Origin of the sequence: Alteromonas sp. ASW11-130 (genome assembly GCF_026183735.1) — a bacterium.
Taxonomy (GTDB): domain Bacteria; phylum Pseudomonadota; class Gammaproteobacteria; order Enterobacterales; family Alteromonadaceae; genus Alteromonas.
On sequence record NZ_JAPFRE010000041.1, the window covers coordinates 1 to 26,401 of the forward strand.

The following is a 26,401-nucleotide window of genomic DNA, read 5'->3' on the forward strand; positions in this document are numbered from 1 at the left end:
TTAAAACGCCATCATTGCCAGTCAGGCTTTGTCCTGACTGAAGTGCTTTAATGGCATCGTCTATATTGAAGTCTTTGGTCTTGTATCATTTCCGTTTTGGATATATTAATGAAATGACACAGATTTCTAAACACTACCCGATTTCAAGCTCGCTTGCTTAATTGTTTCGTATGCTTTGAGATAGACCTCTTTATACTTGAGACTCCGCCATAAACGCTCAATAAAAACATTGTCCTGCCAGCGGCCTTTTCCATCCATGCTGATCTTGATATTGTTTTCCAGCAAATGGCTCGTGAACGCCTCACTGGTGAAATGACAACAACCTTGCTCAGAATTGAAAATATCCGGTCTCTCGTAATGTTTAAGTGCTTCGTCCAAAGCATCAAGACAAAACCGAGTATCCAATGTATAAGAAAGCCTCCACCACAGTACCTTGCGACTGTACCAATCCATTATAACAACCACGTAAAGGAGCCTTTAGCCATCGGGATATACGAAATGTCTGTACACTAGGCCAGACCTGCATATTTGACGTCAACGTTAAGCAATAAACTTTATTAAGCAATAAACTTTATGTTGCTTGTTTGCCTGCGTGGTTTTCGGCTTAGGATACAACGCCCAGAGACCCATTAATCGCATCAGGCACTGTACTTTCTTTCTATTCACCGTAAAACCTTTGCCAGCCAATCCCCCACAATACGCCTGCTGCCCATAAATGGATATTGAAAGTGAAGTTCATCAATGGCTCTCATGATATCCAATGTCTCTTGGGATTCGCCCACAGGCGAGTAATAAGCAGATGAACGACTGATAGCCAGCAGTTCGCACTGGCCTTTAAAGGGTAACATCTGTCCCTGGTCGAGTTTTGATTTCCGGTGCTCTCTAGTTAACGAGAGAGCACTTTGGCTAAAAAATCATTCTCCATGGTCGACAGACCAATCTTAGAGTGAAGCTTGTCCACTTCTTCAGAGTTCTCTTTGTCCTTACTGGCTTTACAGGAAAAAAGGGTTGGCAGCATTCTCTATCAATTCAGACTTCCAGACGGAGAGCTGGGTCGGATGGACATTATATTGCGCAACAAGCTCTGACACAGTCTTAGTTAGGATCTGCCAATTATCAGGTGTAAAAATAAAAAGCCCTGATCAGCAATACACTTTCCAAGGCTTCCAAAATATAAACTTGCAGCTCTTACTGCCAGCTTTTTCGTATTACCAGATTTTTACTCGTTTGCTTGCAGGTAGATATAGCTGATCTCCAGACTTTACATTAAACGCGCTATAGAACTCGGGAATATTTCGGACAACACCATTGACTCGATAAATAGCTGGCGAGTGAGTATCAGTTTTGATTTGTTGACGTAAGGCTTCGTCACGAGATTTACTCAACCATGCCTGAGCATAGCCCAGGAACACTCTTTGCACACCGGTGTAACCATCCATCACAGGTGACGCTTTCCCTTCTAAAGACATGTTATATGCTTTTAAGCTAATGCTTAAACCACCCAAGTCGCCGATGTTCTCTCCTAACGTGTATTCGCCATTAACATTAACGTCTGCAAAAGGTTTGAATGCATTGTATTGTCCTACTAACTCACTTGTTCGCCTTTTGAACTCTGCTTTGTCTTCATCAGTCCACCAATTTCTCATGACTCCATTTCCATCAAAGCGACTCCCGAGATCATCAAACCCATGGCCAATTTCGTGGCCGATAATGGCTCCAATCGCGCCATAGTTTACTGCGTCTTCAGCATTAATATCGTAGTAAGGAGGTTGTAATATTCCGGCAGGAAACACTATCTCATTTAATGGAGGGTTGTAGTATGCGTCTACCATTTGTGGAGTTATAGCCCATTCATGTTTTCTTACAGGACCGTTTAGTTTTTCAATTCGCTGACTATACGACATCAAATTTGCACGTCTCATGTTGCCAAACAAATCATCTCGTTCTACTTTAAGTGAAGAATAATCACGCCACTTATCTGGGTAACCAATTTTATAGGTAAACTTAGACAGCTTATCAAGCGCTTCAGCTTTCGTTTTGTCTGACATCCAATCAAGTTCTGTAATGCTCGCTTTATAGGCCTTCAGCAAGTTAGAGACTACGGTTTCCATCCCTTGTTTTGCTTCGGGCGAAAAATGCTTCTTCACAAAAACTTTACCGACCATTTCTCCCAACTTGCTATTGACAGTATTTACGCCCCTGCGCCATGTGGGTAACTGCTCTTCAACGCCATATAGTGTTTTGCTATAAAATTCGAAATTCTTATTGGAAAACTCCTCGCTGAGGAAGTCTGCCATATTTCGTACTACTCCCCACTTCAAGTAATCTTTCCATGTATCTAAAGAAGTATCTTTAATTATCTCATTCAGTGATTTCATATAGTCTAATTGAGTTATCACCACACTATCGATGTTTGGTACCCCTGCTTCTTTTAGATAGCCACTCCAGTCAAAGTCAGACATGATAGTATTGAGCTCAGAAGTAGGAATTTTGTTATACAAGGCAGCAATATTGCGCGTATCCTCTTTTTTCATATGAGCTTGAGCAATTCTTTCTTCCAATAAATAAAGAGCTTCTGCCGTTCTCTGTGGCTCCTCTATCCCCGCCAATGAAAGCATCTCATTCATGAACCTTTTATACTTGGTGCGTATAAGTTCCGGCTGTTCACCTTCAGAAAAATAAAATTCACGCTCCGGTAACCCCAATCCCGATTGCCATGTAAACATCATATAGCTATTAGGATCTTTAAAGTCTACCGATTGCTGCAGATAAAAAGGCAGTCCATATCCTAACTTGTTTACAGCAGCAAAGTGGACGGCTAGCTCATCTCGATTAGAAATAGTGTCTATTTTATCAAACTCCCACTTCAGTGGCTTTATGCCAAGTGAATTGCGTTTTTCCCAGTTAACGTATGAATGGTAAAAGTCTCCAACTTTTTGTTCATCACTTCCTTTGGCGAAATTGCCTGATGCTGAACTTTCAATGATAGCTTTTACTTTTTCGTCAGACTCTTCACGTAATTTGTCGCTGATACCGAATTTTGATTTGTCAGCTGGTATTTCATTACTTTTCAGCCAGGCACCATTAACAAAGGCATGGAAGTCATCTCCAGGCTTTACGCTATGATCCATATTGGCTGTAATTATCCCTGAGTGACGTTCAACCCGCTTGTGTGCTACTTTTTTTTCTTGGTTTGTTGGTGATTTAACAGATGTGATCTGATATTGACTGCAACCGCTTAATGCCAACAATGAGGCATAAGCAATGAAATTCTTTTTCACGAAAATTTTCCTTTAGTTTGTGATTATTATGATTTGGGCATGATGATCCATCATGTTAATGCCTACTACGAGATCAACACTCCAAACTCTTTAATAAAAAATAGGTTTATGACAACGCCAACAGGAGAGTACTGCACAAATGCAACGAGTGAATCCAAGTCAAACACGACAGTGTCTCATATCCAAGACGAACAAATGTCGACGAACGTAGTTACGAACTTAATAGGCTTCATATTCCTGAAGAATTGCAATTTCATCATCGCATATGTGTTTGCAAAATGCCAGATACATAATGGAAACAACTATCCTATAACGTCCTCCCCTATTTTAGGGTCAATAACGTATCTTATGAAAAACGAACTGATGTTAAACAATGAAACTAAACGAGGTTTTAAGAAATACTTAAGCGGTATTTACAATGATGCATAGGTCTCACGCGTGAGACCTATCTAAAGGCTATACTTTATTTAAAAATTCGACTATTTTATTAAACGTTTCTTCAACAGCTTTATGGTCATCCCAATCCAGTTCATCCCAGCAAATCCCTGTCTCTAACTCCGTTACATTCGACGTCAACAGCGTTTTAAGAGCGCTTACTGACTTAATCTTAACTTGAAAATATGATGACTTTTTCTTGGGTGGAGTGTTGTTAGTAGTCTCGCCATTTAGGTGTTTGGTGATACGTTCATTAATATTCTTTTTATCGATAGCATTTAATATGTTCTTATCAAACTCCAGCTTATAGTCCGACTCTATTTTTAGAATGAGCTTTTTCATCTGAATGAATGGAGTAGAACATCCGTCAGCGTATGCTTTTACAACTGCGGGATAACGGGTTAATACATTGTAGTTATCAAATGCCCCCATTGAAATCCCTAAAGTACTTGCTGTTTGCCTAACAGTCAGCGCCTTGTTCCCCATTCTTTTTCGCGTGTTGTTCAACGTTTCAATTTCAAGAAGTGCATCTTCAAACGCTTGTAGTTTTCCATACTGAGGTAAATCTTCTCTGCTCGCATTTTCTTGAAACTGTTTAGTTTTAGGCAGTACCGGGCATTTGTCATAGACCTTAAAATGTGCGGCACTATTTATACCGTTAGCAAAAACAAGCGCAAAGAAACGGCGGTGCCCCGTCAAGATTTGATAATCACCACTTTCTAAAGGATAAATAGTTGGGACTTGAATAATTTCTGACACTGCCACATTAGCAGCTAGCTCGGTGATCGACTCAATTGACTGGTTTGCTTTTTTCCACTCATTAGTACCATATTCAAAGCAATTTACGATACATCCTTTTCCGATAACTACTTTATCTTTGGCGTCATATCGTGTAATAAGCTGCTGCTTTGTCAATTTCCTTTCAAGCATTTGTAAAGCATGAAGATCTGACATCATGACAGCAGGGAAGAAACGAGGGTTAGTAGTATCAGGGTGAACTCTGCTTATAAAAACAGATTTATAATCATAAGGTTGTTCTATTAATAGTCGATCTGCATCTACAGCGTTAAGTGCAGCTGCTAAATTTTGTGCTAAAGAAACAGTATTCAATCGTTTGCCCGCGCATAGGTCTGCTCTGAATGACCTTCATTATAGTCAATTCAGAGTCAGAAACAATACACGGTGCAAATCAGTGAACTTTTTTTCCCGATATTGCGGACCACATTGCCATTTTCAAGTTGTTACAGCTTAGACTTTTAACAAACTGTTTAAATGCACTCTGCGGAGATATATGCATCCCATCAAATCCATCTTGACGACCTTGCTTGTAACCCTCGATAAAAATTTCGTTCATCAAGTCTACGTCGACAACTTCTTTATTATTCATAACATCCACTACTTTTAATCCTGTTTGCTGTTATTTTGTTTTTGTTTGACGCGACAAGCATCCTTATTAGGTTTTAGATTATATACACTGCCCGGCGCTTTTCAATTACAATTTTTTATAAAACATATTATTTTATAATCGTCAGTTAATAACAAAAACATAAATCAAGAAAACATTTTTATAAACAATACGTTAACAGAAAATAAATCAAAAAAGAAAATAATAAGCCGTTTTCAAACATCGATTACTTTATAAATTTTTATAACACCAACAACCGAGAGGAAGCGGTACACCAAAGAACTTAAATTAGATCCCGTGAGGCTGGTATTGGAGCAAGGTCACACCCGCACTGATGTGGCGAAGTTGCTGAAAATCAACTCTCAGATGTCGGACCGCTGGGTAAAGGAATACCAGGAAGACAATGATGGTCAGACGTTCAGATGCAACGGCAGTTTGACGCCTCTTCAGGCGTAGTTCAGAAAGCTGAAAGCGCCGGTTAAGCAGCTTGAGATGGAGAAGCGCATTTAAAGGAGGTGACGACGGTCTTCTTCGCCAACGAAACGAAATATAGATTTCGTTTATCGCCGAAAGGAAAAAGACCATGCCTATCGATCTGATGTGTCGATTGTTAGACATGGAGCGCAATGGTTTTTATCGCTATATGAAGAGTCAAACAAAACCCTAAGTCCGATGATGATTTGTACTGGTTAAATCATTTTGGCCACGGGTTTATAGCTATTCCAGGGCCGCCTTTCCGATTCATTAGATGTTAATCCACCATTATATGAATGCGGCCTCAGCCGACTGTAATAACCAAAAATATAGTCACCGATCCGTTGTTTGGCCTCGGTAAAGTTACGGTAGCCTGTTGTTGGTACTCTTTCTGTTTTTAGGCTCCTAAAGAACCGTTCCATAGGGCTGTTATCCCAACAGTTTGCACGCCGACTCATGCTTTGGGTTATTCTATAGCACCATATAAGTTGCCGGAACTTATGACTGGTATAGTGGCAGCCCTGGTCGCCGTGAAACATAACACGCCTAGGCTGGCCACGATATTCATATGCCATCGTCAGAGCCTGACAGGTTAAATTGCTATCTGGCGAATAACTCATTGCCCAACCAACTGGCTTACTAGCAAACAGATCAATCACAACTGCCAGATAAGCCCAGCGATGCCCCGTCCAGATAAAGCTTACATCACCGCACCATACCTTATTCGGTGCCGTTACAGCGAATAGTCTATCCAGCAGGTTCAGAATAGCGACATGCTCTTGCGTAGCTTTTCTATAAGCATGCTTTGGCAGCTGACAACTAACCAGTTTCAAAGTTTTCATCAACCGCCCTGCTCGATAACGAGACAACGTAATATCATGGGATTCATCGTTCGTAACAATATCCGCCACCGTTCTGGCTCCGACGGAGCCGTTACGCTGGCGATGCGCCTCTCGCACCAGACTGCGAAGCTTTATGACTTCTGGAGATGGGCGCTTGTCTAACTGTTGCCAATATGTAAATTTGCTTCGGTGGACATTCAGTACCTCACACAATCGACTAACAGAATGTTGGTTTTTACTGCTCTGACTCAGCCTCTCGATTAACGCGAGTGTTTCATGGAGTCCCACATCAACAGAGCGGAAGCCTTTTTTAAAATATCCTTTTTTTGCTCAAGTCGTTCGATCTGTTTCTTTAAATCACGTTTTAAGGTTGTTCATCTGTCATTGGAGAAGCATGCGGCGTCTTTCCTGCACGTTCTTCACGTAATTGTTTTACCCACTTTCCAATCGTGGAATAGCCAACGCCCATTGCTTCAGATGCTTCTTTATTACTGTAACCTTGGTCAACAACTAATTGTGCTATCTCAAGTCTGAATTAAGGACTGAAATTAAGGCCTTTCTTCTTTGCCATTTTGTCACCTAATTTTACTATGCTGCCATAATAGCAGCTCCAATGAGGTGGCCAAATTAACTATGCCACTACACACAGGACAGGGATGAAACATTGGATGGATTTAAAGTGTTTAAACATCTATCGGATCATTTAAGTCAACAAGGTATCGCTAACTTTAGGTTCGATGACAGAGGGGTTGGAGATAGTTCGGGGCACTTTCCCACATCGACATTGCAACATCATGTAAGCGATGTGAACGCTATCATTAAATATTTCAAACGATACGTCGGACACCCGTTTTCGGACTTTATTCTATTGGGTCACAGCCAGGGAGGCATCGTTAGCGCTCGGGTTGCCATTGATAATAAAGACATACGAAAAGTAATTTTGATGGGCGCTCCTGCAGTCCCCCTGATTGACCTAGTGCTTTATCAGTTAAGGCGGGACCGCGAAGAATCTTTCATTCCGTTACACATAGTAGAACGAGAGGTATCCGCCCATAATAAGTTGATGTTTAGCATTGCTAAAGCCAAGGATTTAAGCCCTGTTATGGAAGAGTTTGAATTAGCTACTTACGCAAGTTTGGAAGCCGAGAACCAACATCAAGCAGCCTCCAATAAGCAACGATTAAGTAAAGCGGTAGCCAGTAGTGCAAAAGAGTACAAAACAATATATGCACTGCCCTCACTCACTTCATTTTTGTATCACGACACATCAGAGGATTACCAAAAACTAAATGTGCCTGTGCTTAGTCTCTTTGGCGGAAAAGATCGGCAAGTCACCTTTGCCCAAAATAAAGATGTTATGGAAAAAGCATTACTGTTATCTGGTACCGACTATACATTTGTCACGTTCGATAACGCGAACCACTATTTTCAAAAAGCGAAAAACGGCGATAGATCAGAACAAGGAACATTAGAGAACAGGTTTATAGACGGCTTTTTGGAGTCAATTTCACAATGGATTATTGACTAGAAAAAGTTACCTATTTTATTTGTTGCGTTTCACTCAAGTGGTTTTCGAGAAATTCGGTTCTGGCTCTGACGCCTTTTCAGGCGTCAGATAACTAGTAAAATTAAAAGCTGTATCTAACTGTCACAGCGTGATGGTCCCCGGAATCTACCTTAACCAATACTTTCGCCCCATCTTTGATAGCGATAGGCGCTGTCATCTTGTTACCTCCCGCAGGGCTTAGTTCGCTTTCTTCTTTACCGTCAGCGCCCAACACCATGATAGTGCCAGTTAAGCTTTCAGCGTCGAAAGCTTCACCATGATCTTTGATATACAAGCTGACGCTTTTCGCTTCTCTAACCAGTTCAAACGCCAAGTCATGCTCAATTTTTACTACACCGCCATGCTCTGGCTCGGTACTACCGTGGCTAAGTGCAATTGGGGAAACGGCACTTAAACTGAAAGCAAGACCTAACATTATTAATAGTGATTTTTTCATATCAAACTCTCTAAATGTACGGCAGACTTAATAAGGCACTACCGTAAAACCTTTTATACCAATTCTTTTGACTTTCGATGCTGCCACGCCGCTGACGCTTTTTCGCCCCACGCTTTGTAAAGCAGCGGAGTGAGCAAAATATCTAAAATAGTTGAACTGATTAGCCCGGAAAAAATAACCACCGCTACCGGATGCAGAATTTCTTTACCCGGTTCATCTGCTGCCAGCAATATTGGAATAAGCGCAAAGGCCGTTACCATGGAGGTCATCAGTACTGGCGAAAGGCGTTCCTGCGCCCCGCGTACGATGAGCGCAGTATTAAAACTTTCGCCTTCAAAACGAATCAGATTCAAATAATGACTCACTTTAAGAATGCCATTGCGCGATGCTATGCCGGTTAGTGTAATGAAACCAACCACGAATGCGACCGACAAAGGGGTACTCGTTATCCACATTGCGAACACTGCCCCAACCAATGCCATAGGCAGACTACACATGATGATACTGGCAAGCACCCATGACTTATACCGCATGTACAACACCAGGTAAATGAGGGCAAAAGAAGCCAATGATAACCAAACAAGAAGTTGCATCGCTTGTTCCTGGGCCAGAAACTGACCCTCAATGGAAATGAACCCTTCCTGGTTAAGCTCGGTATTACCCGTAACTTCCCTGACCTGCTTCAGTAGCTCAGTAACATCCACATCATCACTGTTGGCGTAAATAACCAGTCGACGCCGCCCGTTCTCCCTTAAAACCTGATTGGGGCCGTCATCAAGGCTGATATCTGCAATAGCTGATACGGGTACAGGGCCTGCCGGAGTGGTAAGCACAGCATCTGCCAGCGAGGCAGGCGTACGTGCCCCATCATCTAACCGTAGTACCAGCGCATATCGCTTTACCCCATCGATGATATCTACCACTTCTTCACCGTCGGTAAGCATAGCTAAGCGGTGCAGGGCCTGACCTGGCGTCAAACCGTACTGAGACAACCTATCGTGCTTTAGTCGCACACTAAGCTGCGGTATCAGAACCTGCTTTTCTACGTTGATATCCACTAACCCAGGGATGGTCTCCAACTGTTTACGAATGTCTTCTGCAGTAATTCGTAGACCATCCAGATTATTGCCGAACACTTTGATAGCCAGTTGTGCTCTAACACCCGACAGCAAATGATCTAATCGGTGGGAAATGGGCTGGCCTACGGCCACCTGCGCGGGTAACACATTAAGCTTTTGCCGAACCTCTTCTATAACGGCTTCGCGCGCTCTTTCTGATGCTTTAAGATCAACGTCAATTTCGGAGGAGTGCACTCCTTGTGCGTGCTCATCCAATCTCGCTCGTCCAGTACGCCGCCCGACGCCTGTCACTTCTGGTACCGAAAGCAACAACGATTCGGCCAAACGCCCCATACGGTCTGACTCTTCCAGTGATGTACCAGGTTCAAATATAACGCCTATTACCAATGAGCCTTCATTAAACGACGGTAGGAATGCACGCGGAAAGTGGGTCGTAATCAGGGCGCTAAGCAGTGCCAGCACACCGGCAAGCGACAATAAAATTCGCCGTTTCGGTAGCGCCCAATGGAGCCAGTTTTCCTGCCACCCTTTCAGCGTAGTTACCAATCTACTGTCGTCTTGTTTTAGTAACTTCATACCGGGTAAAAGGTAGTAACAAAGCACTGGAGTGACCGTCATCGATACAAGTAACGACGACACAATAGCGACAATATAGGCCACCCCTAACGGAGAGAACAGCCGCCCTTCTATCCCCGGAAGGGCGAATAAAGGAACAAATACCAATACAACAATTGTGGTAGCGTAAACAATGCCTGAACGCACCTCCACGCTGGCTTTCCAGACCACATTGAACACGGAATCAGGAGAGGACGCACGGACATTTTGCTTCAGGCGTCGCAATATATTCTCGACATCTACCACTGAGTCATCCACCAGCTCACCGATGGCGATCGCCAGACCGCCCAGAGTCATGACATTAATTGTCTGCCCCAGTAACTGAAACACAACCACGGTGATACTCAAGGAAAGCGGGATCGCAATGAGTGATATCATCGTCGTGCGCGCAGACATCAAGAACATAAACAAAATAATGACGACCAGAATGGCGCCGTCCCGCAATGCTTCGGTAACGTTATCCACCGACGTTTGTATAAAATCGGCCTGCCGAAACAATACCTCCGGCGCAGCCACGCCTTCAGGAAGACCGGAGCGTAATTCATTCAGTGCGTTTTCGATTTCCTTAGTAAGGTGCACAGTGTCCGTGCCCGGTTGCTTTTGTATGTTGATGATAACCGCTGGTTGGCCGTTATATCCGCCATCGCCTCGTTTTACTGCCGCCGCAAACGTTACTGTGGCTACCTGTCCTAATTGCGTAGATACACCATTGTTCCAGTCAATCGCCAGCATGCGTAAATCAGCAAGTTCTAACGTTCTGCCCTGATGCCGAATCAGGTACTCTCGGTTGTTTAAATCAACGAAGCCGCCGCCCTGGTTTGTGGCAAAATCTTCCAGCGCGTTTCTTAGCTGGTTTATGGAAATATTAAGTGCTCGCATTTTATTGAGGTCGGGCGCCACTCTGACCTGTCGAACCTCACCACCAATGGGAATTACCTGCGAGATACCAGAAATCGACAGCAACCGGGGTCTTAATACAAAATCTGCGTATTCTCTGGCGCGCATGGGTCCAGAGCCGGAGGCTTCTTCAAGTGGCAGGGCAATTAGCATTATCTCGCCCATAATCGAAGATACTGGCCCCATCACCGGTGTAATACCCACGGGTAACTGGGCACTGGCCTGATCAAGCCGTTCTGCCACAAGTTGGCGGTTGCGATAAATATCGGTATTCCAATCAAACTCGACATACACTATCGACAAACCAATCCCTGATGTGGAGCGGATACGACTCACCCCAGTTACGCCATTAAGGATATTTTCGAGCGGGAATGTAACAAGTTGCTCAACTTCTTCAGGCGCCATTCCGCCAGCTTCGGTCAATATTGTTACCACAGGTTTGTTCAGATCGGGAAACACGTCTACCGGCAAATATTTACTTTGCCAGAATCCATACGCCATTGTTATTAATGCAATAGCTAAGACTAGCAGGCGATGATGCAAACTGCTTCGTACAAGCAAAGTAAACATAGCTGCTCCTATCGCGCCTGGTTTAGTAGCGATGCGCCGCTGATAACCACCCGGTTATCAGCACCCAATCCGGCGGTCACGACAATTTTACCGTTGCCCAGCATTTGATAACGCACGATTTGTGGCATAAAACGCTCAGCCGACACTTTAATCCAAACTATCGGTAAGTTTGCACTGTTTTTAACCAGCGCCTCGGCGGGCAAAACTAAGCCTTCCACATTTTTTTCAATGGCAGCAATAACGGTGACCGGCTGATCCAGCAATAAAGGGAAAGCAGCAGTTTGGTTACCCCTATATTCAAAATGAACGCTTGCCAGGCCGCCTGCGATACGCGGAGAATAGCCAATGTAGCGTAGTGTGGCGGCGCTGTGTTCAAGCAGTGTCGCCTGTGTTAGTGAGTCCAGCTTTGAGACAGCCGATGTTGTAGCGTCAATAACGCGTAAATGGGGGGCGACAATATCGAAAAGAGTAGTTCCCGCCTCTATCCACTGACCGTGTCTGACACCATTATTGATAATTGTTCCATCCATTGACGCCACCAGGGCTTCTGGCTTTTCAAGCCCTTGTTGCAGGGCTTGTTCCTGCTCGATGAGGTTTTTAAGGGTAGTCTGTAGTTGATCCAACTCTTGTTTAGAGGCCAATTCTGCCAATGATTTTAAACGCTCAACATCTCTTTTCGTTTGCGCAATTTGGTTACGCACCACTTTCAATTCGCTGGTTTGTGAGGCCAGTTCATAGGCGGTATCCTGATACCGCACATAGCCCAAAAGCTGCCCAGCAGAGACTGCTGTGCCTGTAGTAAGGACGCCCGACTCAGGCGCTTCAAAACGTCCATCACTACTGGGCTGGACTACCGCGTGTCCATCCGGATGAGATCTCACCACTCCCGCCATGCTAATGGTGTTTGAAACCTTCGCTTTTTTTACAATTCTGGTCGTGATTGCTAGCATCGACTGATGGGGCATAGACAGCATAACCGATCCGTCTGGCTGGCGTCCTAGCTGACCTGTCGCTTGATTATCGGGGGTAATGTGTTCTCCATCAGGGCCGTGGGCCCCCGGCGCAGCAAGTACTAACTGAATCGTCATAATGAACGGAGCCCCTGAAATCAATCTTCTCATCCTCGTCTCCCCCGCGTTAAATATCCGATACCGATACCTGCAATAAGCAGCGCCCCGCCGATCCCTGCGCTGGTCCAGGAAAATACATGATGATGATGATTGTCGTCGTTCGATTCAGATGAAGGGATTGCTGGCGTAAGTAACGTTGTGGCGAGGAGATCGCCACTCTCTTCGGTGAGAATAGTAACAATTATGTTATGCTCTCCCGGTTGATTTAGCTTGGAAACAAACGTTTTATCATTAAGTTGGTAGTGTTTGAGGGTATTGCTGTACACCGCATTCGCACTGATATCGCCTGATTCAAGCTCAATAGATGCATTCGCTACCGGTCTATTCGTGGCAAACTCATGTAAGTAAAGTTGTACCTTTCCAGGCCACACCTCCCCGAGTAATTCAAAAGACTCAGTAAAGCTTTCAAACTTTGGATTGTCAGTGTGCAGTTCCTCATTTTCCATATCCAAGTGCTCTCCGTTAGGGCCATGGGCACCCGGAGCAGAGAAAACAATACCAGAATGTGTGCATGCGATAGCTGCGACTAAGCAAATAAATAGATGAGAAAGTCCCAAACGGGGGTACTTCAACTTAAACATAGTGTATAAATCCAGATTTTTATTAAACGAAAGCACTTGCCTATCTCAGTAAACACGCGCACATAAAAACTTGAATTTACACTTTTGGGGGAGGGGGTATATCGTATAGGTAAGGCGGATCCCAAGCACTATCCCGAGTGCTGACGACTGAGCCCGGTAACGGTGCGGGAAGATTAATTAGTGCCAGGTCAAAAACAAAAACAGTATTACCGTCTTGATAGGAATTACTGTGCTCAAACGCCTCATCGCTATAACTGATTTCGAACTTTTCAGCGTTATAGTCAGCATGGCTATGGGGTTGGCCTACAACGTGAAATAGCTGATGTGAAGCTTCATCCACCCCATGACGTGCGTGCACCGACTTTACCAAGCCCAGTAACTGCGCACCCATAATCAGGATTAATAAAACAACATTAAGCTTTTTCAAAAGAGCCCTTCCACTATCAAGCTGAGTTGAAGAATATCATCGCCATTCCGGCAAAACAAGAACGCCCCTTTTGTGTAAAAGTTTTTAGCGTACATACGTTGTTGTAAACGGATACGCCAATCTTCTGCTTATAAGCTATAGCTACGCATGACACTTCCAGTAAAATTTACGCGCCCTCATCCCGAGGGAATAATCTTTTTTGCATAATTTCGTTTTGTGGAATAAGTTATTCCCATCATGTTCAAAAAAGCACCGCTATGCGTTTATCTTTTTTAACTACAGACTTTTTTCTTTTTTGTTCTACATCCCTTGCTCGCGCTTCGCGCGTCGATACGTTATCTGCACTTGAGGTAAGCTACCGCCTTGCACGCTTTAGTACCAATAGGCAAATCGGGCATTGATCAGCAAAACAGGTGAGACCCTCTGAAACCTGGGGTATGGGAGAAAATGTAGTGCTAACACACATCTGGTCGCCATTAAATGAAAAAACGGTCAGTTTTCCTCAGGCGTCGCAAGCTGCTTATCCTGCGGCTAGTAATGAATTGGTTTACCGTGGAAGTGGCCGCAAGCAAACTCCGCTAGACACCGCTGTGCAAAAGCTATTTATAGGACGCCCTGTCGCATGATTACGTCCGCATTAGGTTATGTAACCGCCCTAATAGTAATATGTGGAGTGCTCCGCTATTTGGATGAGCAACGAAAAGTCGTGTTGTTCAAATATGTTCCTTCTATAGTCTTAGTCTATTTTCTTATCATGCTTGCCTCTACATTCAACCTTTGGACATCGAACGAAGAAATAGACAGCACTTACAAACAGCTCAGAGGGGCCCTACTCCCTGCCATGATATTTTTGATGTTGCTACAAGCAGACCTGCGGCAAATCAAAAAACTGGGGCTAAAAATGGTAATCGCCTTCTTCTGCGCGTCGCTGACAATCGCCTTTGGCTTTGTGGTAGCGTTTGCCCTGTTTCATACGCAGCTACCGTCAGACGCCTGGAAAACTTTTGCTGCGCTGAGTGGCAGCTGGATGGGTGGCACAGGAAATATGGTGGCCGTGCAGTCGGCGCTGGAAATTCCTAACGAACGCATGGGATATACATTACTTATTGACTCCATTAACTATTCGATTTGGGTGATGCTTTTGCTTGCATTGGTGCCCTTGTCTACACATTTCGCCAAATGGACAAAAGCGGATACCGCGTTACTCAAAACGGTTGGCGAAAACTTACAGCAAGCTAACGCGACACAAACGCCTACTAGTACATCAAGCCTTTTTGTCTTGCTGGGGTGGAGCTTCTTATGCACGTCTATTGCCATTTCACTGGCAACTAAACTGCCTTCTAATGCCTATTTTGGTACATCCGCATGGGTTGTTATGCTGGTCACACTGTTTGGTATTGTAGCTGCCATGACGCCTCTATCCCGCTATGCGGCTGGACCTAAACTAGCTACGCTATTGCTATATCTGGTAGTTGCCCTTATTGCTTCGCGTGCTAACTTTAATCAACTTACCGATGCGCCGCTATACATATTGATTGGCTTTGTCATTTTAGGCGTCCATGGCGTATTAATGATAATTATTGCTAAGTTGCTTAAATTTGACCTTTTCACTTGCGGTATCGCTTCATTGGCAAATATTGGCGGTGTTGCATCCGCGCCCATCTTGGCGGCGGCCTACTCAAGAGCGCTTGTTCCGGTGGGCGTATTGATGGCCATGTTGGGGTATATTGTTGGCACGGCAGGTGGGCTCGCTATAGGGCGAGTATTATCAACGTTTTAATCACCAATGGGGCGTGCTTTTGAACATTTACAAACTAGTGACCATCGTTTTACTTTATTTATTCAGCAACTATGCACAAGCAGAGTGGGAGACGAATGTGCCCGGCATACAAGCTAAGCATCTGAACGCGCAGTACTGGATTAACAAACACGCCGCACCAGATAAACACATTATGGATAAGGCGGCTATCATCTCATTTAATCAGAAAATGCTGCGAGAAAACCCTTACGTGAACGACCCTCTGGCTTATCCTGATTCGCTTTCAGGTGATAAGCTAAAAGCAATGATAAAGCAAACCAGTCCTCGCTCTTCTTACCCTCGATTTTATCCTTCTGGTGAAGCTGTCACGGACGAGGACTGGACAAAGTTCATCGCCACACTGAACAATAAAGCCATTGCTGAATTCAATCCTGTCACTTTTGGGATCGCTATAAAACGTTCAGCCATGCGCACTTTTCCTACCAATCAACGCATTCTTAACGATGGGATGGACATTGATATCGATAGGTTTCAGGAAAGCGCAGTTTTTCCAGGAGAGCCGGTAGCCATATTGCACAGTAGTGCGGACAACAAATGGTGGTTAGTGAGAAACTACAACTACACCGCTTGGGTAGAAAAAACAGCTATAGCGAAGGCAGACAGGGCCAAAATTCGAGCTTTTACAAAAGCGACCAAAAGGCTAATCGTCACGGGCGCCAAAGTGTTCACTACTTTTGTCCCTGATAAACCAGATATCTCAAACCAGCTACTTGATATGGGGGTTTCCCTTCCGCTCTTAAGTCATAAGAATTTTGACAATGAATTATATTCGCAAAATACTGCGTATTCTCACATTGTTGAGTTTCCAACCCGAGATGCAAACGGTGAGCTTGTGCTTAAACCTGCGCTTATTGCGATGGCGCGTGACGTGTCTACTGATTATTTAGCCTTTACCCCCACGAACCTTCTGCAGCAAGCATTTAAATTTCTTGGCGAACGTTATGGGTGGGGGCACGATTACAACAGTCGGGACTGCACTGGTTTTCTTGGTGATGTATTTAAAACTTTTGGTCTAATCATGCCTCGAAACTCCTCACAACAAGGTAAGAGTGACTATGCTCATTTCTTACGTTTTGCAGAGGGTCTTGCTGAGACTGAGGATACCACAGCCCTTCTTTCCTCGTTAACATTAGGCGATATCATTTATTTGCCAGGTCACGTTACCTTAGTTATTGGCAATGAAAATGGAGAGCCCTTTATGATCCATGATGTGAAAGGGTTGGCGTACATGGACGAACAGGACTACGTTGAAAGTACACTCAACGGCGTTTCGGTTACACCACTCACTCCGCTATATTTGAATGCCGACACGCGATACATAGATCGTGTCTATCACATTAAACGCTTTGGTGCTGCGCATGAAAATAACCGGGATTGAGTTCGCGAACTTAGCGATACCATTAGTCACCCCTTTTAAGACCGCACTACGCGAGGTGACACACTGCAAAGACCTTATAGTAATGATTACAACTGAAGGAAATGCAGTGGGTATTGGTGCCGCGCCCTCAACCCCATTGATTACGGGCGATACCCACGCGTCCATTAAAGCGGCCATTGATCAGATTATTGCGCCAATGCTGATCGGTCGTTCACTGGATGAATTCAATGTTTTAATACAGATGGTAGCTAAAAGCCTGATCAACAACACCAGCGCGAAAGCCGCGGTAGATATTGCACTTCACGATCTTTGGGGCCAGTATCTTGGACAGCCCCTTTATAAACTGTTGGGCGGGAATAACCCACGTTTAAAATCGGACATCACTATCAGTCTGAATAGCACAGAGGTAATGCTTAACGACTGTGAAAAAGCACTTTCGCAAGGGTTTACCGAGTTAAAGCTGAAGGTCGGCAACGCCGGCTTAGAGGAGTTTAATCGCATTCTTTGCATCTCGCAGAAAGTCGGCGATCGTGCTTTACTGCGACTAGACGTAAACCAAGCTTGGACGGCTAAACAAACTCTGGACATCTTAGCGAAACTCAAACAGCACCATGTGGTTTTAGAGTTAGTCGAACAACCAGTGCATTACATCGATTTAGCGGGTATGGCGCAAGTTTGCGCAGCTAGCCCCTACCCCATCATGGCCGATGAAAGTGCGTTCAACGCGCGAGCCGTACTGGATCTTCATAGTCGCAATGCAGCGGACATCGCCAATATCAAGTTGATGAAAACGGGCGGAATAGGCCCCGCAATACAAATGTGTCAGGTAGCCAAAACGGTTAATATGCCGTGTATGATAGGCTGCATGCTCGAAGGCCCAATTGGCGTAACAGCTGCTATGCATCTGGCAATTGCGTATTCGGACTGCATTACGTTTATTGATCTTGATGGCGCGTTTTTAGCGCAAAAATTGGATAAAAAAAAGCAGAGTACATTCGGAATTACACTTACTCCTCCTTACATTACCGTCAACGACAAACCTGGCCTAGGGCATATTGAGATGCTTGATTGGATTAAACAATAAGCGCACTGCCCATTGTGGACTCTTCCGAAAGAATATCTTATCTCAAAACAAAGCCATCTTTGGAATAATTTATTTACTTGCTTGTTTTTTATGCTATGTTGATAAAAGAATAAAAAGATAAGCCTTTGCGATGTATTCAAATCCGCTCCGCAGTGTTGAGCAAAAATTGAAGTGAAAATAAATAAGGCAATTAGCAATAAACCAGCGGAGAACACATAATGAACCTATCCAAGATAGCTGTAGCGTTTGCTGCCTTTGGTATGGCACCAGTAGCGTTAGCTCAAAGCACAGAGTCTATTGCAGAAGCGGTAGATGACGTTGATGCCATCGAAAGGGTGGAAGTCACAGGTTCCTTCATCAAAAGAACCAGTCTTGAAGGCGACTTACCCGTCACAGTGATCAGTCGAGTAGAAATTGATGCCCAAGGCATAACGTCGGCTGAACAATTAATGCTAAACCTTAATATCGCCTCTAATTCAAATGATAATTTGGCAAGTAACGCTGGCATTGTAGGCGGTGAAGAGCGTGGCAACAACGGCGCCTCCAGCGCAAATCTACGTCAGCAGGGCGCAAGTTCTACATTGGTACTGTTAAACGGCCGCCGGGTAGCAACTCATGGACTGAAAGGACGTTCGGTCGATTTAAACTCCATCCCCTTTGCGGCGATTGAACGTGTTGAAGTGCTGCGTGATGGCGCCTCAGCTATTTATGGTACCGATGCTATCGGCGGTGTAATTAATTTCATCTTGGTTAAAAACTACCAGGGCGTCAGGGCGGAAGCCTTTACTGATATTACCGAAGAAGGTGGCGGCAATATTCACAAAGTGAATATTTTGGCGGGCACGGGCGACCTTGACAATGACGGATACAACCTAATGGGCTCTCTGTCGTTTAAAAAGGCCGAAATATTGCGCGGCAGTGATCGAGATTTTACCAACACTTTTCAACCTGACCGAGGCCTTTCTCCGGATACACGGGGTGCCCCATTTGCTTCTATTAATAATCGTTTTCTTGATCCGAACGATCCGGCCAGTATTCATTATAATTTGATTGGTAATGGACTTATCAACCCTGAGACTGGTGAAGCGAATAATGTATTGAATGTACTGTCTCTTCCCGGGCAACCAGGCTGTGACGCATTCGAAGGTATGGGTGAAGACACCGGCGCACTATGGAATCGAGCGAATGAAACACGTAGCTGTGCTTGGGACTATCCTCGCGCGTCGGTATTGCAGCAACCCGTAGAAAGTATTGATTTTGTCGGTCGAGCGACATATGAAATAAACGATAACATGGATGGCTTTATTGAATTTCTAGGTTCAGAAGTGACCTCCAACAAAGTGTTTGAACCTAACCAGATTACGCCGTGGGCAATTGGCAGTGGTGACTGGGAAACGCTTGGCGGGGGCTGGTACCCAAGTACAGGTGACAGTTACCAGTATGTGGTCGACGCATTGGCCGATTATTACGGCGCAGACCAGTTAAATATTGGCGCTCCTATTGCGTATCGTTGGCGATGTATTGATTGCGGACCTCGGGAAATAGAAACAGTTACCACCGCCTATAAATTGCAACTAGGACTGGACGGTACCTATGAAGGCTGGGATTACAAGGTAGGTTTAAGCCGTTCATCAAATGAAGCTGAGTCTGAGTTAGGAACGGGTTACCACTATACTGAACGGCTTGCTGAGGCTATCGGAACAGGCGCCCTTAATCCATTTTTATTACCTGGCCAGTCACAATCTGCAGCCGGATTAGCTGCCCTGGAGGCTGCTTCAGCAGAAGGTGTTATCTTATTTGGCGGCGAAACAACAATGACTCAGTTTGATGCGTCGGTTTCGGGGGACTTAGGTTATACGCTGTTCTCTGACAACAGTATTATGATTGCGGCAGGGGTTGATATTCGTCGAGAAGAATATCATTTCAACGGTGACCGTCGGGCGGCGGATAACCGGCCAGATATTTATGGTGCACCGTTTGATGACGCGAATGAATTGGAAGACGTGCATAGAACCATCGAAGCGGTGTTTGTAGAAACCCTTATTCCCGTTGTTGATACCTTCGAATTGAACGTTGCGGTCAGACATGATGAATACAGCGGTTTTGGGGGCACCACTAACCCTAAATATGGCTTCACCTATCGGCCAACCGACGAATTGTTATTCCGAGGAGCCTACAGCACTGGTTTTAGAGTACCTTCGTTCAACCAGTTGTTTAATGGTCTAACCGAAGTACCCTATACCGGTACCGACTTCGCCGATCCAGAAAGCTGTCCGGGCGGTATCGTACAACCCGATAATCCGGCTTGTCAGCCCATTACGCCAGTTACGTTTACGGGCGGTCAACGCGATTTAGGTCCTGAAGAGTCGGAACAAAGCAGTGTAGGGTTGGTTTGGTCTCCTTCTTCAGACTTCAGTATCAGTGTAGATTGGTGGGAAATCATTATTGATGGCACCATACAAGTACCAGCACGAGACGATTTGATCGAAAACTACGCCTTGTTTCAGGACAACTTTATTCGTGACGGCAGCGGTAATTTAGTTGCGGTGGACCAACGCTTCATAAATGCGGGTGAACGAAATACAAGTGGCGTTGAGGTTATGTCTGATATCAAAGGTGACTATGGCGGCGGTAAATGGCACATCTCATTTAATGGCTCCTATTTGATCGAAGATAAGAAGAAGCTATTAGATAACGCAGAATTCGGTCCTAATCTGGTAGGTACCCATTCCCGAGGTAATATACCGTTGCGCTGGAAACACACTATTCAAATGTTCTATACGTTCAACGATTGGACCTATAATTTGACTCAGGTTTTCCGCGACGGTTATCAGGATGAAGTTCCACCAGGTATAGAGTCGGGTGCAATCTACCCTGAAAACTGGGACCCTTATGTAAGCAGTTACACTATTTACAACGCCAGTGTGTTCTATAGCGGGATAGAAAATCTCGAGTTAACCTTTGGAATTAAAAATTTGTTTGACCGGGATCCACCGTTCACTGCTCACCAAAATGACTTCTCGCCGGGCGCTGCGTTCGACCCACGAGTGGCCGACCCGAGGGGGCGTGCATACACACTTCGAGTGGCTTACACGTTTTAATGTAAGCAGCCTTCAGGTATACCGCCTAGATGTGGTATACCTGCCCTATCAGCAACCTTTCTTAAGTATTGCATTTAAGCGGGAAGTAATGGGAAGCAACGACATGTATCGCATAGTTATCGTTGGCGGTGGATCGGCAGGGTGGATGACTGCATCAGCACTTGCAAAAGTTTTGCCCAACCACCTCTACACGATCACCTTAGTTGAATCGAAGCAAATAGGTACCGTTTCAGTTGGTGAAGCTACCATTCCCGCTATTCGCCAATTTAATGCATTACTGGGGCTCGACGAAAATACGTTTTTAAAAGCGACCAAAGGCACCTTTAAATTGGGTATCGAATTTAAAGATTGGGGTACACTCGGCAGCCAGTATATGCACCCGTTTGGCCCTTATGGACTGCCGCTGCAAGGTGTACCTTTTTACCACTACTTACTAAAACACTGGCAACGTAACGGAAAATCCTCGCCTAAAGATTTCTGTTTAGAATGGACCGCGGCAAAGGCGGGCAAATTCTCCCGTCCTGTAGCAAATGCTAAAAATCCGTTGGTAGGGATCAAGTATGCGTTTCACTTCGACGCCGTTGCCTATGCCGCCACACTCAAACAACTCGCGATTTCTTTAGGCGTCACGGCTATTGAAGGTGAGATTATTCATATTGAGCAACATAAACCGAGTGGGGATATTAAACATGTTCAATTAAAAGACGAACGTTGCATAGAAGGTGATCTTTTCATTGATTGCAGCGGATTCAAAGGTCTACTTATTGAGAAAGTATTAGGGGTCGGTATCGAAGATTGGCGACACTATCTTCCGTGTGATAGCGCTATTGCGATACCGACTGAGCGGCTACCCCATACCGCACCCTATACGGTATCGACAGCCCGGGAAGCTGGCTGGCAGTGGCAAATCCCATTACAGCACAGAATCGGTAACGGACATGTGTTTGCAAGTGATTACATGAGCGAGTCTGATGCCATCGACTTACTTCAGCAACGGCTACCATCAGCTCAAATTGGCGAACCTAACCGACTTCGTTGGATCAATGGTTATCGTTCCTCACCATGGCAAAATAACTGCGTTGCTATCGGCCTTAGCGCAGGTTTTCTGGAACCTTTGGAATCTACCGGTCTCCAGCTTATTCAATCAGCCATAATGCGTTTGATAAGCCTGTTTCCCAGTCGGCAAATAAGTGACATTGACAGACAAACCTATAATCGTTATTGCCGTGAGGAAATGGAACAAATTCGGGACTTCATCATTTTACACTACAAAGCTTCAAGTCGAGACGATACTCCGTTTTGGCAATACTGCCAATCCATGCCGATTCCGGATACGATGCAGGAAAAACTCGATTTATATAAAAGCCATGGTCGATTGTTCAGAGAGCAAACTGAATTATTCAACGAGATTAGCTGGTTTTCCGTATTGAACGGACAAGGCATTGTACCGTCCCACTATCATCCGCTGGTAGACGCCATCAGTGAACAAGAAGTTGGCCGCTACTTTTCAGGTGTAAAACACGCTATTCAGGCTGCATTGGCCCAAATGCCCAGCCATGATGATTTTATAAGGGCAAAATGTGAAACCCATTAGACTGTTTGGCCTTATTGGCGCGCTATTGTTTCTTATTAGCTGTACGTACAGCAAAACCGACTATGAACAACTGCCTTCAGTGAATTTTAATGGGCGCGTTAAGCTTTTAGTTATGCATTTCACGGCGCTGGATTTTGCTGATTCTGTACAGGTTTTAGCTCGTCCCGATGGCTTAAGTTCACACTACCTTATCCCAGAAAGCCACGATGACAGTTACTCGCCCCGCGATATTGAAATCATCCAATTAGTCGATGAAACACAGCGAGCGTGGCATGCGGGTACAAGTTTTTGGCAAGGTCGAAGAATGCTGAATGACACCTCAATCGGGATAGAAATAGTTAATATACCTCAATGCTTTAAGTCTGAGGCTCATCAGGCCCCCTTATCTGCTCCTATTGGTGAGCACGATGCCCGGCGTCTTTGTTTATTCCCAGATTATGACCCAAAACAAATTCAACTGTTAATCGAGCTTAGCCGCGATATCCTCGCACGTAATCCTGATATCGGTCCCACCCAAGTGGTAGGTCATTCAGATATTGCTCCAACCCGGAAAAATGATCCAGGTCCACGCTTTCCTTGGTTCGAACTTTATAAAGCTGGCATCGGTGCCTGGTATGAGAATGAAACCGTAGACCGCTACTGGCAACAGTTTTCTACTGTACCGCCACCATTAACTTTGCTGCAAAAAGCGTTTCAAACCTACGGTTATGAGATCACCAATTCTGGCAAAATGGATACCCAAACCATCAGTGTTATTTCTGCATTCCAAATGCACTTTCTTGCCCACAACGTAACGGGAATGGCTGATGCACAAACTGCGGCTGTGTTGTTTGCTTTACTAGAACGCTATTTTCCAAAACAAAGCGAAATATTGAATGAGCAATACCAGCGCTACTTAGCGCAATCTATGCATACTTCGACGGTCACTTCGTTACCAATGAAACAATCTCAATACGCTTGGACACCCACCTCTTTAAACAATCAAGGTACCTTCAAAAGCTATCAGGGGCAGGGCGCGCTCGTCGTGGAAAACCAAAATGCTGAAGCCGTAACAATCGCAATAAATGGCGAAACACTTAATCTGACAAACCCGATGAAGGCTAATACATCATATGAGTATTCACTTCATCGGCGCACGATTGATGGCCTGAATCGAATTAAGATTCTTAATGTAGAACCCTACAAAGGCAACCTGAGTATCCATGTTCCCTACCCGACAGTATCCCCCCAGACAAAAACAAAGCGATCTGAATTTGAAGCGGTTCGGTCCCTACTTCAGGCTGATTATGATGTGACAAATTTCCCCGCCACCATCAGTGTGATACACAGGGGAAAAACTCATTATCAACAAACGTTTGGCGCGACAGAAAATAGCCACAGGTTTAGTGGGAATGGACTAACTGAAGATATATTACTTAATTTTGCCGTCATGAAGCTGGTGTCTGAAGACAAGTTGGATTTGTCGAATGCTGTATTTCAATACATTCGGGCATTTCGAGGACAAGGACGAGAACAAATAACGGTGGCTGATTTGTTAGGTCACACTGCGGGATTTCCACCCGAAGCTCACGCAAACTTTTCTCCTTTAATGCCTTTAAGTAATATACCTATAATCCCTAACTTGACTAAACACCCAGCCTATTCCTCTTATCATTACGCGCTTCTCAAGAACGTTGTAGAAAATATCTCAGGCATGAAATTTGAAACCTATATTTTAGAAGATATCTTCCTTCCGCTAGGGCTTGCGGAGCCTTACGAACATCGCGTTTCAATAAACACCATACAAATTCTAGCGCAAACCCTACTGAATCATGGAGGCTATGGACAGACCGCCCTGTCTAAAGACTATGTTCTTACCGATCTCACTACGTCGCAACGCCATGCTCGTACGTGGGGGTATGGCTGGCGCAAAGCCACGTTCGGGCTTTTCGCGAGTCAGGCGTCGTTTGGCTTAATCAAAAATAATGGTAGCTTTTTATTTATCGACCCAGACCGCAATCTTGCCGTCGCTTATTTCCGCGAAAGTCCGGCTGAAAGTAATGTTGCGCCAGCTTCTATCATCAATGCGATCATTGAGGCAATTTCCGCCAAGCAATAAGGACACCCAGCGTAGCTATGAGACTGCTCTTTTTCATTATCATTATCATTTTAATAGGGTGCACCCGTTCAATTGCGCCTTCTGCGGAAGACTATTCGCTACCTGAAGAGCAGATTCGAGCCATTATGGCGGCTTATCATGTACCTGGCGTTGCCATTGGCGTCATTAGAAATAATGAGATTCTGGCGTTACAAGGATTTGGTGTAGCAGACATTCAGACACAACAACCTGTTACCCCAGATACTATTTTCAAAATAGGCAGTAATACCAAAGCCATGACCACCGCTTTGCTCGCTATGCTGGTAGATGAAGGCAAACTCAGGTGGTCAGATAAAGTTAAAGAACATATTCCTAACTTCGAGCTATATAACGAATACGTTACCAACGAATTCACTATTATCGACTTACTTACTCATCGCAGCGGCCTAGGGCTTGGCGCGGGAGATTTAATGCTGTGGCCCGAACCTTCAGGCTTCAGTCGTGGCGAAATAATCCATAACTTGCGCTATTTACGCCAAGACGGCGAATTTCGAGCCGATTACGCCTATGATAACTTGCTGTACATCGTTGCCGGTGAACTGGTCCCCGCAATTACACAAACATCGTGGGATTCCTTCATTCACACCCGTATATTTGAACGGCTTAGCATGAAAAACTGCTTTGTCGGCCAAGCAGGTAAAAAGCAACTGTCGTTAGTCAGTAAACCTTATACCATTGTTAATGGCGAATTAGTGCATTCAGTACGTCAAATAAATCAAGGGAAGCCTCATGTTTCAGCGGCCGCTGGCGGCGTGAATTGCAGTGCCAGAGACATGCTCAAGTGGCTGGCACTAATGCTCAATAAAGGTAAATTTAACCAATCGGAATCACTGTTCAGCAAAACCCAGTACATGGCTTTGACGAGACCTCACACCATTATGCCCGTCACGAATTACGATAAAACATACAATCGGACACACTTCTCTGCGTATGGGTTAGGTTGGCGTCTTAATGATGTCGACGGCTATTTACGTGTACACCATTCCGGAAGTTTGGCGGGCATGTATTCAGCAACAACGCTTTTTCCTGAGCTTAATCTCGGCATTATAGTGCTGACCAATCAACAATCCAGTGCAGCCAGAAGGACATTGATGTACACCATTATGAAACCCTTTTTAGGCGATACCACCACGGACTGGCTCACCGTTCTTCAGCCGACATCGGAAAAAAACGCGCGTGAACTATCGGTGCCTGCTTCAGATATCTGGCTAGATGCAGATTCGGATATCGCCAAATCTTTATTAGGAGAGTATCGGGACCCGTGGTTTGGCGAGATTCATTTTGAACAGGAAGAAAAACGAATAAAAGTCAGTAGTGTAAAGATGAAAAGGCTTGTAGGATACGTATCCCATCCACCCCGGGTAGAAAATATTTCAGAAAATTTGATAGTGAGATGGAACGATAGGTCAATGGATGCAGATGTCGCTATTTCAATATCGTCGACAAATATTGGACGGCCTGTTATGCGGCTAACGCCTGTATCTGAATTTATTGATTTTAGTTACAACTTTGATGATCTCAGACTTATCAAAACCAAATAGGTGAATAG

Annotated in this window: 18 protein-coding genes and 2 pseudogenes; 10 read left to right on the forward strand and 10 right to left on the reverse strand. The window is 44.7% G+C overall.

Features of this window, described 5'->3' with window-relative positions:
* Positions 1–132: 132 nt before the first annotated feature.
* The 4 genes and pseudogenes from OPS28_RS14100 to OPS28_RS14115 form a co-directional block, all read right to left on the reverse strand.
* A pseudogene (locus OPS28_RS14100) lies at positions 133–1,097 on the reverse strand (IS3 family transposase); the annotation flags it as partial.
* A 111-nt stretch (positions 1,098–1,208) separates the two neighbouring features.
* Positions 1,209–3,281 carry a M13 family metallopeptidase gene (locus OPS28_RS14105; protein WP_265610110.1) on the reverse strand — a complete coding sequence of 691 codons (2,073 nt, stop codon included), beginning with the start codon at positions 3,279–3,281 and terminating at the stop codon, positions 1,209–1,211.
* 456 nt (positions 3,282–3,737) lie between these two features.
* Positions 3,738–4,826 carry a ParB/Srx family N-terminal domain-containing protein gene (locus tag OPS28_RS14110; protein ID WP_265610111.1) on the reverse strand — a complete coding sequence of 363 codons (1,089 nt, stop codon included), beginning with the start codon at positions 4,824–4,826 and terminating at the stop codon, positions 3,738–3,740.
* Positions 4,827–4,905: 79 nt separating this feature from the next.
* The gene (locus tag OPS28_RS14115) at positions 4,906–5,103 is read right to left on the reverse strand and encodes a hypothetical protein (RefSeq protein WP_265610112.1); all 198 of its coding nucleotides are present in this window, start codon (positions 5,101–5,103) and stop codon (positions 4,906–4,908) included.
* A gap of 261 nt (positions 5,104–5,364) precedes the next feature.
* On the opposite strand from OPS28_RS14115, the gene OPS28_RS14120 reads away from it, so the two are divergent.
* The gene (locus OPS28_RS14120) at positions 5,365–5,577 is read left to right on the forward strand and encodes a transposase (protein WP_265610172.1); all 213 of its coding nucleotides are present in this window, start codon (positions 5,365–5,367) and stop codon (positions 5,575–5,577) included.
* A gap of 233 nt (positions 5,578–5,810) precedes the next feature.
* Here OPS28_RS14120 and OPS28_RS14125 read toward each other — a convergent pair.
* Positions 5,811–6,960, reverse strand: a pseudogene (locus OPS28_RS14125) (IS3 family transposase).
* 156 nt (positions 6,961–7,116) lie between these two features.
* Here OPS28_RS14125 and OPS28_RS14130 point away from each other — a divergent pair.
* The gene (locus OPS28_RS14130; protein WP_265610113.1) at positions 7,117–7,965 is read left to right on the forward strand and encodes an alpha/beta fold hydrolase; all 849 of its coding nucleotides are present in this window, start codon (positions 7,117–7,119) and stop codon (positions 7,963–7,965) included.
* 100 nt (positions 7,966–8,065) lie between these two features.
* Here the strand turns inward: OPS28_RS14130 and OPS28_RS14135 are convergent, their stop codons facing one another.
* The 5 genes from OPS28_RS14135 to OPS28_RS14155 all read right to left on the reverse strand — a co-directional run bounded on the left by OPS28_RS14135 (position 8,066) and on the right by OPS28_RS14155 (position 13,739).
* Entirely contained in the window at positions 8,066–8,440 is a 375-nt protein-coding gene (locus OPS28_RS14135; RefSeq protein WP_265610114.1) for a hypothetical protein, read from the reverse strand.
* 53 nt (positions 8,441–8,493) lie between these two features.
* Positions 8,494–11,601, reverse strand: a complete 3,108-nt coding sequence (locus OPS28_RS14140; protein WP_265610115.1) for an efflux RND transporter permease subunit — start codon at positions 11,599–11,601, stop codon at positions 8,494–8,496.
* A gap of 8 nt (positions 11,602–11,609) precedes the next feature.
* Entirely contained in the window at positions 11,610–12,689 is a 1,080-nt protein-coding gene (locus tag OPS28_RS14145) for an efflux RND transporter periplasmic adaptor subunit (RefSeq protein ID WP_265610116.1), read from the reverse strand.
* A 29-nt stretch (positions 12,690–12,718) separates the two neighbouring features.
* A complete protein-coding gene (locus tag OPS28_RS14150; protein ID WP_265610117.1) occupies positions 12,719–13,312 on the reverse strand; it encodes a hypothetical protein in 594 nt (197 codons plus the stop codon).
* Positions 13,313–13,388: 76 nt separating this feature from the next.
* On the reverse strand, positions 13,389–13,739 hold the full coding sequence (locus tag OPS28_RS14155; RefSeq protein ID WP_265610118.1) for a hypothetical protein: 351 nt from the start codon (positions 13,737–13,739) through the stop codon (positions 13,389–13,391).
* A gap of 413 nt (positions 13,740–14,152) precedes the next feature.
* On the opposite strand from OPS28_RS14155, the gene OPS28_RS14160 reads away from it, so the two are divergent.
* The 8 genes from OPS28_RS14160 to OPS28_RS14195 all read left to right on the forward strand — a co-directional run bounded on the left by OPS28_RS14160 (position 14,153) and on the right by OPS28_RS14195 (position 26,393).
* The gene (locus OPS28_RS14160; RefSeq protein ID WP_265610119.1) at positions 14,153–14,365 is read left to right on the forward strand and encodes a hypothetical protein; all 213 of its coding nucleotides are present in this window, start codon (positions 14,153–14,155) and stop codon (positions 14,363–14,365) included.
* Entirely contained in the window at positions 14,362–15,519 is a 1,158-nt protein-coding gene (locus OPS28_RS14165; protein WP_265610120.1) for a DUF819 family protein, read from the forward strand. Before OPS28_RS14160 ends, OPS28_RS14165 begins: the two co-directional genes overlap by 4 nt.
* A gap of 19 nt (positions 15,520–15,538) precedes the next feature.
* Positions 15,539–16,936 carry a C40 family peptidase gene (locus OPS28_RS14170; RefSeq protein ID WP_265610121.1) on the forward strand — a complete coding sequence of 466 codons (1,398 nt, stop codon included), beginning with the start codon at positions 15,539–15,541 and terminating at the stop codon, positions 16,934–16,936.
* Complete coding sequence (locus tag OPS28_RS14175) at positions 16,917–18,020, forward strand: dipeptide epimerase (RefSeq protein ID WP_265610122.1); 1,104 nt, start codon at positions 16,917–16,919, stop codon at positions 18,018–18,020. The genes OPS28_RS14170 and OPS28_RS14175 overlap by 20 nt, the downstream gene beginning before the upstream one ends.
* 218 nt (positions 18,021–18,238) lie before the next feature.
* Positions 18,239–21,121 carry a TonB-dependent receptor domain-containing protein gene (locus OPS28_RS14180; RefSeq protein ID WP_265610123.1) on the forward strand — a complete coding sequence of 961 codons (2,883 nt, stop codon included), beginning with the start codon at positions 18,239–18,241 and terminating at the stop codon, positions 21,119–21,121.
* A complete protein-coding gene (locus OPS28_RS14185) occupies positions 21,087–22,715 on the forward strand; it encodes a tryptophan halogenase family protein (RefSeq protein WP_265610124.1) in 1,629 nt (542 codons plus the stop codon). The genes OPS28_RS14180 and OPS28_RS14185 overlap by 35 nt, the downstream gene beginning before the upstream one ends.
* Positions 22,702–24,813 carry an N-acetylmuramoyl-L-alanine amidase gene (locus OPS28_RS14190; protein ID WP_265610125.1) on the forward strand — a complete coding sequence of 704 codons (2,112 nt, stop codon included), beginning with the start codon at positions 22,702–22,704 and terminating at the stop codon, positions 24,811–24,813. Before OPS28_RS14185 ends, OPS28_RS14190 begins: the two co-directional genes overlap by 14 nt.
* Positions 24,814–24,830: 17 nt before the next feature.
* On the forward strand, positions 24,831–26,393 hold the full coding sequence (locus OPS28_RS14195) for a serine hydrolase domain-containing protein (protein WP_265610126.1): 1,563 nt from the start codon (positions 24,831–24,833) through the stop codon (positions 26,391–26,393).
* Positions 26,394–26,401: the final 8 nt, after the last annotated feature.

What these genes read in the sequence shown, in the direction of transcription:
- OPS28_RS14140 (WP_265610115.1), bottom strand. Translation starts at nt 11,601, where the DNA reads ATGTTTACTTTGCTTGTACGAAGCAGTTTGCATCATCGCCTGCTAGTC.
- OPS28_RS14115 (WP_265610112.1), bottom strand. Translation starts at nt 5,103, where the DNA reads ATGAATAATAAAGAAGTTGTCGACGTAGACTTGATGAACGAAATTTTT.
- OPS28_RS14150 (WP_265610117.1), bottom strand. Translation starts at nt 13,312, where the DNA reads ATGTTTAAGTTGAAGTACCCCCGTTTGGGACTTTCTCATCTATTTATT.
- OPS28_RS14195 (WP_265610126.1), top strand. Translation starts at nt 24,831, where the DNA reads ATGAGACTGCTCTTTTTCATTATCATTATCATTTTAATAGGGTGCACC.
- OPS28_RS14145 (WP_265610116.1), bottom strand. Translation starts at nt 12,689, where the DNA reads ATGACGATTCAGTTAGTACTTGCTGCGCCGGGGGCCCACGGCCCTGAT.
- OPS28_RS14165 (WP_265610120.1), top strand. Translation starts at nt 14,362, where the DNA reads ATGATTACGTCCGCATTAGGTTATGTAACCGCCCTAATAGTAATATGT.
- OPS28_RS14135 (WP_265610114.1), bottom strand. Translation starts at nt 8,440, where the DNA reads ATGAAAAAATCACTATTAATAATGTTAGGTCTTGCTTTCAGTTTAAGT.
- OPS28_RS14175 (WP_265610122.1), top strand. Translation starts at nt 16,917, where the DNA reads ATGAAAATAACCGGGATTGAGTTCGCGAACTTAGCGATACCATTAGTC.
- OPS28_RS14180 (WP_265610123.1), top strand. Translation starts at nt 18,239, where the DNA reads ATGAACCTATCCAAGATAGCTGTAGCGTTTGCTGCCTTTGGTATGGCA.